The sequence below is a fragment of the Mucilaginibacter sp. P1_A3 genome (genome assembly GCF_056406855.1).
In genome coordinates, this window is the sequence record NZ_JBFTZJ010000008.1 from 346,850 (window position 1) to 362,084 (window position 15,235).

Consider the following 15,235-nt stretch of genomic DNA (forward strand, 5'->3'; position numbering starts at 1 on the left):
GCAAAGATCTTTGATTGCAGTACTTTTATGAAGACAGTTTTGACAACTCCCCATGTTTGGCTAAGGAGTAAAACTCAAAACTTACAAAAAAGGTACTCCCCACATTTTGCTCACTTGTAAACCATATTTTGCCTCCTTGCAAGGCTGCAAATTCCTGGCAAAGCACCAGGCCCAATCCCGCGCCTTTTTCTTTTCCGGTTCCGAATGTGGACTGGGCCGAAAGTGAAAATAAGCTGGCTTGCTGTGCAAGAGGAATGCCCTGACCGGTATCGGCTACCTTAATAATGCAATTGTTTTCTACAACTTCGGCACTTACGGTTACTTTGCCGCCGGGATAAGTAAACTTAATGGCATTTATAACTAAGTTTCTAATAACCAATTGCAACATATCCCTATCACCTATTACCCAAATATGGCTCGCTAAATCATCATGAAGCTCAATAGATTTTTCTTTGGCTATGCTTTTTAAAATTCGGAGTGTATTATCTAATGTTTGCAGCAAGTTTAAAGGGATTAGCTTTACCTGAACAGATTCCATTTGGCTTTTGGTCCAGGAAAGTACATTGGTTAGCATATAAGAGGTGTCTTGCGTGCGTCTTAATAGTTCCTTTTCAATGTTTACTCTTTCAGCTTCGTCCAGGTTGTATTCGGTAAGTAACTCCAGGAAACCCTGTAATGATGATAGCGGCTCTTTAAGGTCATGAGCCAGTATGGAGAGGAGTTTGTTTTTGGTGGTATTTGTCAATTCAAGTGCCTTTGCCTTCTGCTCTACAACTCTTCGCTCTTTTTTATAGGCAGTGCGGATATGAACCGTAACTACCAGTATAAGTGAAACCGTTGCAATATAACTGTAGCCAAAATCAATAAAACGGCTTGTTCTGCTGTTGTAGGTATTCTCGATCAGGTCTGGATGTGCGTTTTCTATAAATAGTAAACTTAAAATAATGCCTACGTTAAGTGGAAGCCAGATCTTGTATTGTTTTTGCGGAATGATGGCTACCGTGGTAAAAAACGATAGTATAAAAATAACGTACCCGGGCCCATTAATGCCAGAATTGTAATAGTAGTTGGCAATAAGTAACAGGTTGTTGGTTATCAGGAAAATAGTAATACTGCTATTGAGCCTGTCTTTAATTCTGGAATTATAGTATACGAAGGCGACGACGAAGGAAATTATCGCCATTAGGATGGCCAGCTGAGGAAGGCCAATTAAATAATTGAATGGGATATTAACGCCAAGTACAACTAATATAACTATACAAACGGAATGAAAAATTCGACCTTCGAGCGAAACATTTGATCTATGGCCAACTAATCTATTCCAAAATTCAAAAGCTGCGTGATTTTTCAAAATATCAAATCTATATTAAAATCATTTACTGATTGGCTGATCATTAATGGTGCAATTTAGGCAATCAGGGTTTTAAACCTGGGTATCAAAACAGGAGTATTCTTTTTACGTAGCCTCCTGTTGTTTAGTTTTATACTTTAAAAATAACATGACCGCTTTATTTGCTGGCTGCTGAACTTGTTGGCTAAACGAAAGTCAATACAAAACAACCCGGATTATTTATCGGGGATAACAAGTTGCGTTTAAAATGAAAATTTACTACCTGAACGCCATTGGCGCTAATGACGTTTGCTTTTTAAAGAAGTTTGAAAAATGAGCTACCTGTTCAAAACCAAGGGAGTAAGAGATTTCGGATATGTTCCAGTCGGTTTGCTTAAGCAGGATCTTGGCCTCCTGGATAACGCGGCCACTAATAATATGGGTAGTAGTTTTACCGGTATTTTCTTTTAGTACCTTATTAAGATGATTTACATGTACGGCAAGACGATCAGCATAATCCTTGGCTGTGCGCAGTTTGAGCTTTTGACTGGGCGATTCGATGGGGAACTGCCGCTCAAGCAGCTCCATAAACAGGGATGACACCCTTGCCGAGGCTGTATGACCAGGGTAAAGCGCGGAAGCAGGCTGCAGCTTTTGACCCTGGTGTATAAGTTCCAAAATGTAATTGCGTATCAAATCATACTTGTAGGCATAGTTTGATGATAGTTCCTGGTGCATTTTGCTAAATATGGCAGTTATCGCGATGGTGTCATCATCGCTAAGCTGAAATATGGGATAGCCACCTGGTTGAAAGATAGGCAGATCATCGAGCACTACCCCGCTTTTGGCCTGAACCAGGAACTCGTCGGTAAAAATGCAGAAATGGCCTTGCTGATCATCATCCAGCGGCTGCCAGTTATAAGGGATCCTGGGGGTGGCAAATAGCAGGGCGTTTTTTTCAATGTCGATCACTTTATCAGCATACTCGGCCCTGTTACGGCCGCGAATCATACTTATTTTATAATAAGTGCGCCTGTTATAAGGCATTACACCTGTTTTGCTTAGCTCAGCAATGTTGAAAACATTGAAATGGCCTATCTCTTTATTGATCCCCTCCGGAACAAGGGCCGCGGTTTGCTTGTAAAATTCATCTAACGTTATTACTTCCATAGGTGCCTTATGCTGTAAAATTAAAACTTATTTCAACTCATACACCACAGCTTCATAAGGTTTTAAGGTTCCGTCTTTTGATGGCTTATCATAATTGCCCAACAATACTGCGGCATTGCTCAGGTTGATATCCGTTTGTGCGGTGGCTGTCTTATCCTTGAAATTTAACAATACCAATAGTTTTTTGCCATTTAACTCCCGGGTGAATGCATAGGTATCCGGATTTTGCTTATCCAACAGGCTATATTTGCCATACACCAGCACAAGGTTATCTTTTCGCAGTTTTACAGCTCTCCTGAAATAATTTAATGTACTGGCCGGGTCTTTTTCCTGGGCGGCCGCATTAATGGTTTTATAGTTGGCGTTTACCGTTATCCATGGCTTACCTTTTGTAAAGCCTGCATTTCCGGTACTATTCCATTGAAAGGGTGTGCGGCCATTATCACGGCTTTCAAAGCTTATTCGTTGTAAGTACTTTTGCAGATCGGTTCCCAGGTTTTTTTGACGCTGATATTCATTAAGCGTTTGCACATCACGGTAATCTTCAATTTTAGTAAATCCGGCATTGGTCATTCCTAACTCATCGCCGTTGTAATAGTAGGGCGTGCCGCGCATAGTCATCAAAAAGGTGGTCAGCATTTTTGATGATAGCGCCCTAAACTGCGGGCTATCATTGCCGAACCTGCTCACCAGCCTGGCCTGGTCATGATTGGCTAAAAAGACCGACAGCCACCCTTTGGCCGCAAAAGCGCTATCCCATTTACTAAACACGCTTTTTAAGTGCAACAAACTGTATCCTTCGGGCTTGGCAATATCCACTCCCTCAAATGCATAGGCCATGTTCAATTCATTTCTATCGGCATCAACCAAATTGTGCGCGTCTTCAAATGTATTGCCGGCGCCTTCTGCCACGCTCATTACATTATACTTGCTAAGCACCTGGTTATTCATCTCCTGCAAATAGCCGTGCAAATTTCCCTGCATGCCATAGTACTGCGTAAAGTTTTTTTCAAACCCCTGCGGAAATGCCGGGAAGGTTGTATCCTTTGCCGCAAACTGGAATGCATCAAGCCTAAAGCCATCAATTCCCTTATCGGCCCAAAATTTCATAATGTCATAAACCTCCTGGCGCAGTTTAGGGTTTTCCCAGTTTAAATCGGGTTGCTTGCGCGAAAAATAGTGAAGGTAATAGGCATTAGTAAGTGAATCATAGCGCCAGGCATCATGGTTAACATCAAATAAACTATAGCGGTACGGCGGCTTTCCCTTCTCGGCATTCCACCAGTGGTAATATTCTCGGTATGGATTGTTGCGCGAGCTTCTGCTTTGCTTAAACCATTCATGTTCATCGCTGCTATGGTTTACTACCAGGTCCATAACCAGTTTAATGCCCCGCGCATGCATGCCTTTTAGCAGCGTGTCAAAATCGGCCATGGTGCCAAAATCCTTCATAATGTCGCGATAGTCACTTACATCGTAACCATTATCATCATTTGGCGAACTGTATATGGGGTTTAGCCATACCACATCTACTCCCAGGCTTTTTATATAATCCAGTTTAGATATTATTCCTTTCAGGTCGCCAATGCCATCTCCATTATCATCTTTAAAACTCCGCGGATAAAGCTGATATACCACAGCCTCTTTCCACCATTTGCGGTCAATATTGTCCTTATTATTTAAACTGTTTTGCGCGCGGCCAAATGTGCCAGTAAGCATAAAAAAAGTCATGGCGATAATAAATGGAATGGAGGGCTTGTTCATAACCGGAAATGAATGGTTTATAATTACTAAATTATGCACAAATAATTGAAATGTAGTGTTTTATAAAAGTTAATTGACAGGCAACACCAGGCACCGGTTTAAATAGAGTTGAAATCTGAAATAATTAAAACAGCCCCAGATCATTTTTATCTTTATCAAGATAACCCCATTCTTCATTATGGCCTAATGCCGGATATTTAAAGCTATCATCTTTTAAAACTTTGTAAATCATCCAGCATATTAGAAACGGCGAGGCCAGGAACATGGCGGCAAGTAAGGTAATGGAATACCCGGTGGCGAATATAATTATGTAACAGGCCAGGTAAATAGTTAGTATACTAACTGCAGCTTTTGTATTCATAATTTTAAGTTTCTATGATAACAATGAGCTATAAAGCTATGTTTTAGAAGTGGGTAAATAATGCCGGAATTTTTCTTGTTTAATCACATAATTGACTGTTTTGAGTTATAAAATGCATTCGGTTTAGTTTTTATAATGCCGTTTTGTTTATACAGATAATTGGCATTTAATATCCATTAAGAGGGGCTAAAAACATTTTTTAATTAAATCGTTTTACAACATTTTTAATTAAAGACGGTTATAAAGGAGATTTTTGCTTTAATTTGTGTACTATGTTAAAACCCAGACTTGGACTGCTTTTATTAGCATTAATAGCCTGCAGTATTTCGGTAAGCGCTCAGCAAACCGATTCGCTGAAAAAGGACACCATCAAAATTGATACCGCGCAGATTAACAAACTCAGGATCGATTCGCGCCGTAACGCCATTCCTACAAGGGCAAGGGCAATACAAATACAGCGGGAGCAAATTCCGGTTACGCTGATGGATTATAAAATAAATTACTGGAAAAAAACGGTTCTTTTTGGGCTCAACTTTAGCCAGTCGGCATTTACCAATAATTACAGCGCGGGTGGTGTAAACTCGGTAGCACTGGGTACTAACTTTATTTACCATACCGAATATAACAAGGCTCCCTTCAGCTATGTATCTGAGCTTAATCTTACGTATGGCGTAGCTAAAAATAAAGGCCAGGGCAAACGCAAAACTAACGATCGTATTTACTTTGATAATAAGCTTGCATCACAGCTATCCAAACACTGGTACTTTTTTGGTGCACTTACGTTTGAATCGCAGTTTGATAAGGGCTTTAACTATACAGACCTGGGCGGAGGCAAATTTGCCGCGCAGCAGATCTCGAATTTTATGGCGCCGGGCTACTTAACAGAATCGATAGGTTTTGAGTATAAGCCAACAGGTTATTTTGATTTACGATTGGGTACTGGTACCGCAAGGCAAACATTTGTTTTGGATGATAGTGTAAGAAAAAGCAATGATTACGGCGTTGGCCCCAATCATACCGTGAAAAACGACCTCGCGTTCCAGATAGTAGGCTTGTTTGATAAAGACCTGATGAAAAACGTGCACCTTAACGCCCGTTATGCACTCTTTATTCCCTACGGCGAATCACCTAAATTTATTACCCATCGTTTGGATGCCGTACTATCAGCCCGGGTTAACCGCCTCGTTAACGTAACCATTAACGGTACGCTGCTGTACGATAGACATACGGCTTCCGCCGCCCAGGGTACAGAGGGGCTTGCGCTCGGTATACTGTATCGTTTTCCATAATTTTATAGAACAACGTTTTTGGGATAAGAATATATGACACAGCATCCTTTATTTTCTTTTGTCCCTTTCCTTGCTCCATTCATCCTTTTTCCAAACAAGAAAAATCATACCTTTGTAAGCTCAAAATTAGGATAATAATAATGTTTGAAAATCTTTCGGATAAACTCGACAGGGCCTTTAAGGTACTGAAGGGACAAGGAACTATTACTGAAATAAACGTGGCAGAGACCATGAAGGAAATTCGCAAAGCCCTTCTGGATGCCGACGTAAACTATAAAACCGCCAAAGCATTTACCGATGATGTAAGGCAAAAGGCATTGGGTAACAACGTACTAACGTCCATATCGCCGGGCCAGTTGCTTACCAAACTGATGAATGATGAGCTTACCGAGCTTATGGGCGGCACCACCGCCGAACTGGAGCTTAAAGCATCGCCAACCATTATATTGATTGCTGGTTTAAACGGTGCTGGTAAAACCACCTTTACAGGTAAGCTGGCCAATTACTTAAAAACACAAAAGGGCAAAAAACCGTTACTGGTTGCCGATGATATATACCGCCCCGCGGCTATTGATCAATTGCAGGTATTAGGCCAGCAGATTGGTGTGCCGGTTTACGCCAACCTGGAATCGAAAGATCCGGTGGCTATTGCCCTGGAGGGTATTGCATTGGCAAAGCAAAATGGTAACAACGTGGTTATCATTGATACCGCTGGCCGTTTAGCTATTGACGAAGCAATGATGGTGGAAATTGAGCAGGTAAAAGCTGCGGTGAAACCACATGAGATCCTGTTTGTAGTTGACTCCATGACCGGTCAGGATGCGGTAAACACCGCCAAGGTGTTCAATGATCGCCTTGACTTTACCGGTGTGGTGTTAACCAAGCTTGATGGTGATACCCGTGGTGGTGCAGCGTTATCTATTAAATCGGTTGTTAATAAGCCTATCAAATTTGTTGGTACAGGCGAGAAGATGGAAGCGCTTGACGTTTTCCACCCTGATCGTATGGCATCCAGGATATTGGGTATGGGTGATGTGATATCCCTGGTTGAACGTGCCCAACAGCAGTTTGACGAAAAGGAAGCTGCCGAGCTGCAAAAGAAAATTCGTAAGAACAAATTTGATTTTAACGATTTTTACAGCCAGATACAGCAGATCAAGAAAATGGGTAACATGAAAGATCTGATGGGTATGATACCGGGTGTAGGTAAAATGATGAAGGACGTGGAGATTGATGACAATGCATTTAAGGCTATCGAAGCTATCATCCAGTCAATGACACCTTTCGAAAAATCAAATCCGGAAACCATTAATCAAAGTCGCCGCAACCGTATTGCAAAGGGCTCTGGTACTGATCTTACCGAAGTAAACCGCCTCATGAAGCAGTTTGATGACATGAAAAAGGTGATGAAACAAATGAGCAACCCTGCCGCCATGGCCAGCATGATGCGCAGAATGCCGAAGATGTAAAAGATGCCTTTTATCCCGTAAGGGAAGCACTTTATAATATTAAAAAAAAGCCTTTGGCATTTGCCAAAGGCTTTTTTAGTTTGAGAGCGAAAACCTTCGCTTTATTGCATAGAGTTAAATTGCGCTGTTTTTTAATTCCAAACTATTAGCCATTAGCGGTTCAGTACCGGATTACTTATATGATTAATAAAGTGCAGATTTCTTTTATCCTCTACCTTATTAAACCATTTAACCACGTTGAATATGTGAGCAATACATCAAAAAATTGTTTGTGTTTTTTATTTACCGCAGGGGCGAGTGTGACGTTTTAAGGATTTGTATTCGTTAGGTTAGCATTTGGACGTTTTGCGATTTTAAAGAATATTACCCGCAACTATAATTTTTAGTTTATAAAACTCGATTTAAGCCGTCAGATTAATTAAAAATACTTTTATCCCGATATCTTTACGGTATGAAAAATGCGGCTCTACTACTATTTGTTTTTTTGCTGCCGTTGAGGTCGCCTGCTCAAATAAAGCAAATTATTAAGGCAGATGAAAAACACAATATTTTAGAAAAGTATTTTGTCCTTGATTCTAATGAGCAAATACGAAGCGGCAAATATGAAAAATATGTCCTTTTTAATAACAGATTAATTTGTGATGGATATTACAAAGATAATTTGAAGGATAGCATCTGGACATACTATTCCCATAGGGGTACAGTTGCTGTAACAGGTTTTTTTAAAAACGATAAACGTTTTGGGTTTTGGAGCGCCTTTAATGGAAAGGATGAATTACAAGTAAAATACGATTATAGCAACAAAGTGCTCCGCTATTATAAATTATCACATACAGACAGCTTAAGCCAAAATTATAAAGTAATCAAAGGAGCTGACACCATAAGCTTAAGCCTTGATCGCCCCATTTTATTTTTAGACGGTGAACAGATAATGCAGAATGATCTATATAATTTAAGATACCCGGCAATTGCGAGGGAGCATAATATACAGGGAATAGTTATAATTGCTTTCACGATAGATACATTAGGCCGTGCGTCCAATTTCAAGGTAAAATCAGGTTTAGGATTTGGTTGCGACGAGGAGTCACTAAATGGTGTGAAGCGAATAACGGGAGAATGGCTTCCGGGCTTATATAAGGGAGAACCGGTGAAAGTAGAATATGAGTTGCCCGTTAGTTTTACAATTGTAAAAGATTAGAAGATGTTAAAAAAAATAATTTATTTAATAAGCAGTGCCACGGTTGGCTTTTTTTCATTATCTGCTCATGCCCAGGTCCCCGGTTCACCTATTGATGTACAACACTACAATTTTGCGCTGCAACTTAATGATGTTGATAACAACATTAAAGGCGAAGCAACGGTTGCCATAAAATTTTTGAAAAGCACATCGTCATTTAGCCTGGACCTGGTTAAGAAAAACACCGCAGGTAAAGGGATGACGGTGTCATCCATAACAGAAAACGGTAAAAATCTGAAATTTGAACAGGATAGCGGCGCGGTTAAAATTTATACCACTGTTGTAGCACCCAGCAGGCATAGTTATGTGATTAACTATGAAGGTATACCTGCCGATGGATTGATCATATCAACCAATAACTTTGGTCATCGTACTTTTTTTGGCGATAACTGGCCCAACAGGGCGCATAACTGGCTGCCCTGCGTTGATGCGCTGGCAGACAAAGCCACTGTTGATTTTGTAGTAACAGCCCCAGATCATTACCAGGTGGTATCAAACGGGTTAAAATTGGAGGAAAACGCATTGCCCAACAACCTAAAACTCACCCATTGGCAGGAAAACGTAGCCCTGCCCACCAAGGTGATGGTAATTGGTGTCGCGGAGTTCGCTATAGATCATACCGGCGATGTTAGCGGTATTCCCATTTATACGTATGTGTTCCCCGAGAATAAAGATGCAGGATTTAAAAGCTACGCGATAGCTAAAGAGATATTACCATTTTTCATTAAAAAGGTTGGTCCTTACAGTTATGAAAAACTGGCTAATGTGCAATCAAAAACCATATTTGGCGGTATGGAGAATGCCAGTGCCATATTCTATTTCGAGGAGTCGGTTAACGATAAAGGCATAGAGGAGTTAATGGGCCATGAGATAGCGCATCAATGGTTTGGCGATGGCGCGAGCGAAAAAACCTTTGCTCATCTGTGGCTGAGCGAAGGTTTTGCTACTTACATGACCAACCTGTACCTGGAGAATAAATATGGTGCAGATACCTTAAAAAAACGATTAGCCGCAGACAGGAAAACAGTTTTTGATTTTGAAAAGAAACGGATGACACCTGTGGTCGATACTGCGGTTAAAAACCAATACATGCAATTACTTAATGCCAATAGCTACCAAAAGGGAGGCTGGGTGTTGCACATGCTGAGGCGAAAGCTGGGCGATGCCACCTTTTGGAAAGGTGTAAGCAATTACTACACAAAATATAATGGGCGCAATGCCAATACTGCAGACCTGTGCCTGGTAATGGAGCAAGCCAGCGGCCAAAACCTGAAACCATTTTTTAAACAATGGTTGAGAACTGCCGGGCACCCCGACCTGAAGTTAACCTGGCAATATGATGCCGCTAAAGAAATGCTTGATATTACTATTGAGCAAAAACAAAGCAATTTGTATGAATTTCCCCTTGAAATCGCTGTTGATGACCATATCCACAGCATTACTGTAAAAAATATAACAACCACAGTGCAGATCCCTTTAAAAGCAAAGCCTCAAGCCATAAACATCGACCCTAATGTTAATTTATTGGCTTCGTTTGATGTGCTGGCTAAATAGCTGATTGGCAATCAAATCATTTGTAATAAAGTTGTTTCAGGCTATTGTAAAATAGAAATTTATAATTATCATTGTGTAATACCTACACAATGATAATTGTGCTTAATGATTAGTTGTCATCTACGCAATTTCATGGTACTGGTATAAATTATTCAACCCGCGAATAATCCATAAACCAATTATATAAAACCAGATAACCATGAAGAAAAATTCTACATTTTGGGCTTTGCTGGCTCTTTGCCTGATGCCTGTATTGGGCTATTGCCAAAGCGGCGACGCCGTTACCGCAGGTGAAAACATAGCTGTAACCGGTACCGATAACGGGCAGGTGCGGGGCTACATTCACAACGGCACCTATAATTACAAAGGTATCCCCTACGCACAGGCCAAACGTTTTATGGCTCCCGAAAAGCCAACAGCCTGGCAAGGCGTCCGTGCATCATTAGTTTATGGCGCAGTTTGCCCTATTGATGCTACCGCTACGGTTAATGATCCTATTGAGTTTGGCTTTCAGCACAACTGGGGATATATGAACGAGGATTGCCTTAAGCTTAATGTTTGGACTCCCGGACTTAATGATCAAAAAAAACGACCGGTTATGGTTTGGCTGCATGGTGGCGGCTTTGCTGCAGGCTCGGCTATTGAATTGCCATCCTATGATGGTGAAAACTTAAGTAAAAAGGGTGATGTGGTAGTGGTATCTATCAACCATCGGTTAAACTTATTGGGTTTCTTAAACCTTTCGGCCTATGGCGATAAATATAAATCATCGGCAAATGTGGGAATGATGGATGTTGTTGCCGCGCTGCAATGGGTTAAGCAAAACATAGCCAGCTTTGGTGGCGACCCGGACAATGTGACCATTTTTGGTCAATCAGGCGGTGGCGGTAAGGTTACTACCTTAATGGCTGCGCCATCTGCAAAGGGTTTGTTCCATAAAGCTATTGTTCAAAGTGGTAGCTATCAAACCAAATTTATGGATAATGAGGTATCAAAAAGAATAGGCGCCGCCATGCTGGAAGTACTTAATCTGCAACCATCACAGGTAGATTCCTTACAAACCATACCTTACGAACGCCTGAGCGCGGCGGCAAAAAAAGCCCTGCCAAAAGTTGCGCAGCAATTAAAGGCCGAGGGTAAACCGGTAGCTGGCTTTGGTTTAGGCTGGGAGCCGGTTAATGATGGTGTATTTTTGCCTTATCAGCTCAACGACGCGGCAGCAATTGAGCTATCAAAAAACATTCCCTTACTGGTAGGATCAACCAAAACCGAGTTTATGGCTTCGCTTATTAATCCGGCAATAAGAAACTACTCCCTGGATGAGGTTAAAACCAACCTGCAAAAAAAATATGGAGATAAAACAGATACTTATATGGCCGAGGTTTTAAAATCCTATCCAGGAACCGTAAAGCCATCAGACTATTTGGATATTGACCTGGCTACATTTAGGCCGGGTGTTATCCGCCAGGCAAATGCCAAGGCCATTGCCGGGGCTGCACCGGTTTATATGTATATGTTCACATGGCAATCACCCGTTGCCGATGGCATGTTCAAATCTATCCACTGTATTGATATCTGCTTTGAGTTTGATAACATTAAACGATGTGAGGAAATGACAGGTGGTGGTAAAGAAGCTTATGCCTTAGCCACAAAGATGAGTCAGGCATGGGTTAATTTTGCCCGTACCGGCAATCCTAATGCCAAAGGGCTTCCTAACTGGCCTGCTTATACCGCCCAAAATGGGGCCGAAATGTTGTTTGATAATAAGCCTGAAGTTAAATTTCATCATGATGCAACATTGCTTCAAATGGCATCGGCAAAATAGATAATCAGCAAATTTTTAAAATACAATAAAAGACGGCCGCTTTAAAGTGGCCGTTTTTATTGTATCACCGGCGATACGAGTATTATTAATTGCCGCTTATTTAGGATATGCTTTATTATTTTAACAAATGCGATTGTTTTTTACCACAACGTAAATATTAATCGATAACAGTTGAATTTTGCAAATAAGCTAATTTTTACACAACAAAATTTTGTATGTTACGTTATTAACCAAACAATTGAGCAGTATAGGCTACTTGTTTTGAATATTAACCCTAAAACCCTAACATTATGAACGCATCAGGAATCTCAAAATCCATTTATGTAACAGCTTACAGATGGAGTGCAAAAAATTTCGGACAAGGTGGCTTACCTAAGTTTAATTCCCTTTTTGGTGTAAGTTTCCTGATGATCTTATTATTAACCAATTTGCTGGTGCTCACTCAGCTTTGTTTAAATCAAAAATGGTTTAACATCAATGCTACAACTGCTACCATTATGCTTTTGGCAACTACCGGCGTTTTATTGCTTAATTATTTTATACTGCTTAACAACGGCCGGTTTAAAAGATGGAATGTTGCATTTGAAAAACTGAGCAAAAACAACCAGAAAGTATGGTCGGTTATGTTGATGGTATATGCAGTGGTTTCCTGCGTATTTTTCCTTTTTGCTAACACAATATAAGGATCAGTAGCGGTATTTAAAATACTGATCTATAAAGCATTATTAACTTGTGCCCTTAAAATTAACCATCTGTTTATTTTAAGGGCATATTATTTTAAGGAATTCTGTATATTTTGCGGTACTATTATTTGATACTGTTAAATTGCATAAAACAACCATGAAAATTATCACAAAATTTACCTGGCTTATTGCCTTAATTATTTGCACCACCACGCAAGCACTATTCGCACAAACCAAAGCAGATGTTTTTAACCCCAAGGTACCTGTTACCTGGTTGGGAATTGATTTTTCGCAAATGAGGTTTATTGGGTCTGAAGCCGCATATAAAGCCTCAGGCGAGCTGTTAAACTCTGAGTTTGTTAATAAATACATTCCGGCCTGGGCCAACCTGTTTATAACCGAACCCAAAACTTATAATGTTCCGCGTGCATCTCATCGCGATACTGTACATTTTGCTTTTAAAGTAACCGAAGCAGCAAATAATGCCCTTACTAAAAACTTTTTTACCGAAAACCCGAACGACTTTAGCACCCTTAAAGAAAAAGATATAGTTGAAGTAGTTAAGAACTACGATTTTCAGGGTCAAAAAGGTTTAGGCATGATGCTGATTGTAGAGGGCATGAGTAAAGCAACCCATTTGGCCGGTGCATGGGTAACCTTTGTAAATATGAACGATAAAACAGTATTGTTTACTGTTTATAAAACAGGCAACAGCCGGGGCTTTGGCTTCAGAAATTATTGGGCACATTCATGGTATAACATCCTGAAAGATTTCGCCAGCGATTTTGACAGCTACAAGAAAAAATAATTAACAACAACGGCACCCAAAAGGGTGCCGTTGTTGTTTGTGGGCTGTTTTTTTGTAGATTTTAGAGAGTAATAGCCAAACGAAACAATAAAAGCGTTCGCGCTTCCTACAACCGGGTTATTTTAATACACACATATTTTTACCACACAATTAAAAATATTTATCTTTCGCGTTGATTAAACTTTATCATAGTGTTGGTTAAAACTTTTGGCAGTGCAGTTTATGGGATACAAGCTATCACTATAACAGTTGAGGTAAATATTGTGGCGGGCACAAAATACTTTATTGTGGGCTTGCCCGATGTGGCCATAAAGGAAAGCTATTTCCGCATCGACTCGGCTTTAAAAAATTGCAATTTCAAAATGCCCCGCCAGCAAGTTGTAGTTAACATGGCGCCTGCGGATATAAAAAAAGAAGGTTCCTCTTACGATCTTACTATTGCTACCGCTGTTTTAGCCGCCTCCGGGCAGTTAGAAGCCGGGGAGCTTGATAAGTATATCATCATGGGAGAACTTTCGCTTGATGGCAGCCTGCAGCCTATAAAGGGGGCATTGCCTATTGCCATACAGGCACGCAAAGATGGCTTTAAAGGTTTTATTCTCCCCAAGCAAAACGCCCGGGAAGCCGCCATTGTGAACGATCTGGAAGTTTATGGCGTGGAAAACATAAAAGAGGTAGCCGGATTTTTTAATGGCGATATTAAATTGGAACCGGTGCTGGTAAATACCCGCGAGGAGTTCTATGATAGCCTTTGCAATTACGACAGCGACTTTAGCGAAGTACGTGGACAGGAAAATATCAAGCGTGCTTTGGAAATTGCCGCTGCCGGCGGCCATAATGTGATATTGATTGGTCCGCCGGGGGCTGGGAAAACCATGCTGGCCCGCAGACTACCTTCCATTTTGCCGCCGCTGAGCTTGTATGAGGCTCTGGAAACCACCAAAATCCATTCTGTAGCGGGGAAACTTGCTGCCGCGGATGCTTTGGTTACCATACGCCCCTTCAGGAGTCCCCACCACACTATATCAGATGTTGCTTTAGTGGGCGGAGGAAGTAACCCGGCGCCGGGCGAAATTTCATTAGCTCACAATGGTGTTTTATTTTTGGATGAATTGCCCGAGTTTAAACGGAGCGCGTTGGAGGTAATGCGTCAGCCGCTGGAGGAACGCAAAGTAACCATATCAAGAGCCCGGTTTACGGTTGATTACCCCTCCAGCTTTATGTTGATAGCCAGTATGAATCCGTGCCCATGCGGATATTATAATCATCCCGAGAAGGAATGCATCTGCCCGCCGGGGATGGTGCAAAAATATTTGAGTAAGATCTCTGGTCCGCTGTTGGATAGGATCGACCTGCATGTGGAGGTTACCCCGGTTAACTTTACCGAACTATCATCAGACAGACTGGCCGAAAAAAGCGAGCACATCCGCGAACGGGTAATCAAAGCCCGCGAAATCCAGATAGAACGTTTTGGTAACAGGCCAGATCTTCATGCCAATGCCCAGATGAGTCCCCAAATGGTACGCGATCAGTGTAAGATAGATGTTGCGGGTCAAACTCTGCTCAAAAAAGCTATGGAGAAACTGGGCCTTTCTGCCCGTGCTTATGACCGTATCCTGAAGGTATCCCGCACCATTGCCGACCTCGCGGGCAGCGAAGAAATAAGGCTGGAACACTTGGCGGAGGCAATACATTTCAGGAGTTTGGATAGAGAAGGCTGGGCCGGGTAATGCTATCGCTGTTAT

The 15,235-nt window shown here is 41.3% G+C and carries 12 protein-coding genes; 8 read left to right on the forward strand and 4 right to left on the reverse strand.

Annotated features, from left to right (window positions below; all coding sequences use genetic code 11):
* Nucleotides 1-25 precede the first annotated feature (25 nt).
* The 4 genes from AC1D0K_RS19025 to AC1D0K_RS19040 form a co-directional block, all read right to left on the reverse strand.
* Nucleotides 26-1,351, reverse strand: a complete 1,326-nt coding sequence (locus AC1D0K_RS19025) for a sensor histidine kinase (RefSeq protein ID WP_477392138.1) — start codon at nucleotides 1,349-1,351, stop codon at nucleotides 26-28.
* Nucleotides 1,352-1,609: 258 nt separating this feature from the next.
* On the reverse strand, nucleotides 1,610-2,500 hold the full coding sequence (locus AC1D0K_RS19030) for a helix-turn-helix domain-containing protein (protein ID WP_477392139.1): 891 nt from the start codon (nucleotides 2,498-2,500) through the stop codon (nucleotides 1,610-1,612).
* Between the two features lie 27 nt (nucleotides 2,501-2,527).
* Nucleotides 2,528-4,264, reverse strand: a complete 1,737-nt coding sequence (locus tag AC1D0K_RS19035; protein WP_477392140.1) for a glycoside hydrolase family 13 protein — start codon at nucleotides 4,262-4,264, stop codon at nucleotides 2,528-2,530.
* Between the two features lie 124 nt (nucleotides 4,265-4,388).
* Nucleotides 4,389-4,625, reverse strand: a complete 237-nt coding sequence (locus tag AC1D0K_RS19040) for a hypothetical protein (RefSeq protein ID WP_477392141.1) — start codon at nucleotides 4,623-4,625, stop codon at nucleotides 4,389-4,391.
* 272 nt (nucleotides 4,626-4,897) lie between these two features.
* Here AC1D0K_RS19040 and AC1D0K_RS19045 point away from each other — a divergent pair, with 272 nt between their 5' ends.
* The 8 genes from AC1D0K_RS19045 (at nucleotide 4,898) to AC1D0K_RS19080 (ending at nucleotide 15,220) form a co-directional block, all read left to right on the forward strand.
* On the forward strand, nucleotides 4,898-5,914 hold the full coding sequence (locus tag AC1D0K_RS19045; protein WP_295720523.1) for a DUF3078 domain-containing protein: 1,017 nt from the start codon (nucleotides 4,898-4,900) through the stop codon (nucleotides 5,912-5,914).
* A gap of 140 nt (nucleotides 5,915-6,054) precedes the next feature.
* Nucleotides 6,055-7,383: a signal recognition particle protein gene (ffh, locus tag AC1D0K_RS19050; protein WP_295720521.1), complete on the forward strand. Its 1,329-nt coding sequence runs from the start codon at nucleotides 6,055-6,057 to the stop codon at nucleotides 7,381-7,383.
* A 451-nt stretch (nucleotides 7,384-7,834) separates the two neighbouring features.
* Nucleotides 7,835-8,581, forward strand: coding sequence for an energy transducer TonB (locus AC1D0K_RS19055; protein WP_295720519.1), 747 nt, complete (start codon nucleotides 7,835-7,837; stop codon nucleotides 8,579-8,581).
* 3 nt (nucleotides 8,582-8,584) lie between these two features.
* Nucleotides 8,585-10,174, forward strand: a complete 1,590-nt coding sequence (locus AC1D0K_RS19060; RefSeq protein ID WP_477392142.1) for a M1 family metallopeptidase — start codon at nucleotides 8,585-8,587, stop codon at nucleotides 10,172-10,174.
* A gap of 199 nt (nucleotides 10,175-10,373) precedes the next feature.
* The gene (locus tag AC1D0K_RS19065; protein WP_477392143.1) at nucleotides 10,374-11,999 is read left to right on the forward strand and encodes a carboxylesterase/lipase family protein; all 1,626 of its coding nucleotides are present in this window, start codon (nucleotides 10,374-10,376) and stop codon (nucleotides 11,997-11,999) included.
* 290 nt (nucleotides 12,000-12,289) lie between these two features.
* Entirely contained in the window at nucleotides 12,290-12,682 is a 393-nt protein-coding gene (locus tag AC1D0K_RS19070) for a hypothetical protein (protein WP_295720514.1), read from the forward strand.
* 157 nt (nucleotides 12,683-12,839) lie between these two features.
* Complete coding sequence (locus AC1D0K_RS19075; protein ID WP_477392144.1) at nucleotides 12,840-13,490, forward strand: hypothetical protein; 651 nt, start codon at nucleotides 12,840-12,842, stop codon at nucleotides 13,488-13,490.
* Between the two features lie 191 nt (nucleotides 13,491-13,681).
* On the forward strand, nucleotides 13,682-15,220 hold the full coding sequence (locus tag AC1D0K_RS19080) for a YifB family Mg chelatase-like AAA ATPase (RefSeq protein WP_477392145.1): 1,539 nt from the start codon (nucleotides 13,682-13,684) through the stop codon (nucleotides 15,218-15,220).
* The last annotated feature ends 15 nt before the right edge of the window (nucleotides 15,221-15,235 follow it).

What these genes read in the sequence shown, in the direction of transcription:
- AC1D0K_RS19030 (WP_477392139.1), bottom strand. Translation starts at nt 2,500, where the DNA reads ATGGAAGTAATAACGTTAGATGAATTTTACAAGCAAACCGCGGCCCTT.
- AC1D0K_RS19055 (WP_295720519.1), top strand. Translation starts at nt 7,835, where the DNA reads ATGAAAAATGCGGCTCTACTACTATTTGTTTTTTTGCTGCCGTTGAGG.
- AC1D0K_RS19075 (WP_477392144.1), top strand. Translation starts at nt 12,840, where the DNA reads ATGAAAATTATCACAAAATTTACCTGGCTTATTGCCTTAATTATTTGC.
- AC1D0K_RS19060 (WP_477392142.1), top strand. Translation starts at nt 8,585, where the DNA reads ATGTTAAAAAAAATAATTTATTTAATAAGCAGTGCCACGGTTGGCTTT.
- AC1D0K_RS19045 (WP_295720523.1), top strand. Translation starts at nt 4,898, where the DNA reads ATGTTAAAACCCAGACTTGGACTGCTTTTATTAGCATTAATAGCCTGC.
- AC1D0K_RS19040 (WP_477392141.1), bottom strand. Translation starts at nt 4,625, where the DNA reads ATGAATACAAAAGCTGCAGTTAGTATACTAACTATTTACCTGGCCTGT.
- AC1D0K_RS19065 (WP_477392143.1), top strand. Translation starts at nt 10,374, where the DNA reads ATGAAGAAAAATTCTACATTTTGGGCTTTGCTGGCTCTTTGCCTGATG.
- ffh (WP_295720521.1), top strand. Translation starts at nt 6,055, where the DNA reads ATGTTTGAAAATCTTTCGGATAAACTCGACAGGGCCTTTAAGGTACTG.
- AC1D0K_RS19070 (WP_295720514.1), top strand. Translation starts at nt 12,290, where the DNA reads ATGAACGCATCAGGAATCTCAAAATCCATTTATGTAACAGCTTACAGA.
- AC1D0K_RS19035 (WP_477392140.1), bottom strand. Translation starts at nt 4,264, where the DNA reads ATGAACAAGCCCTCCATTCCATTTATTATCGCCATGACTTTTTTTATG.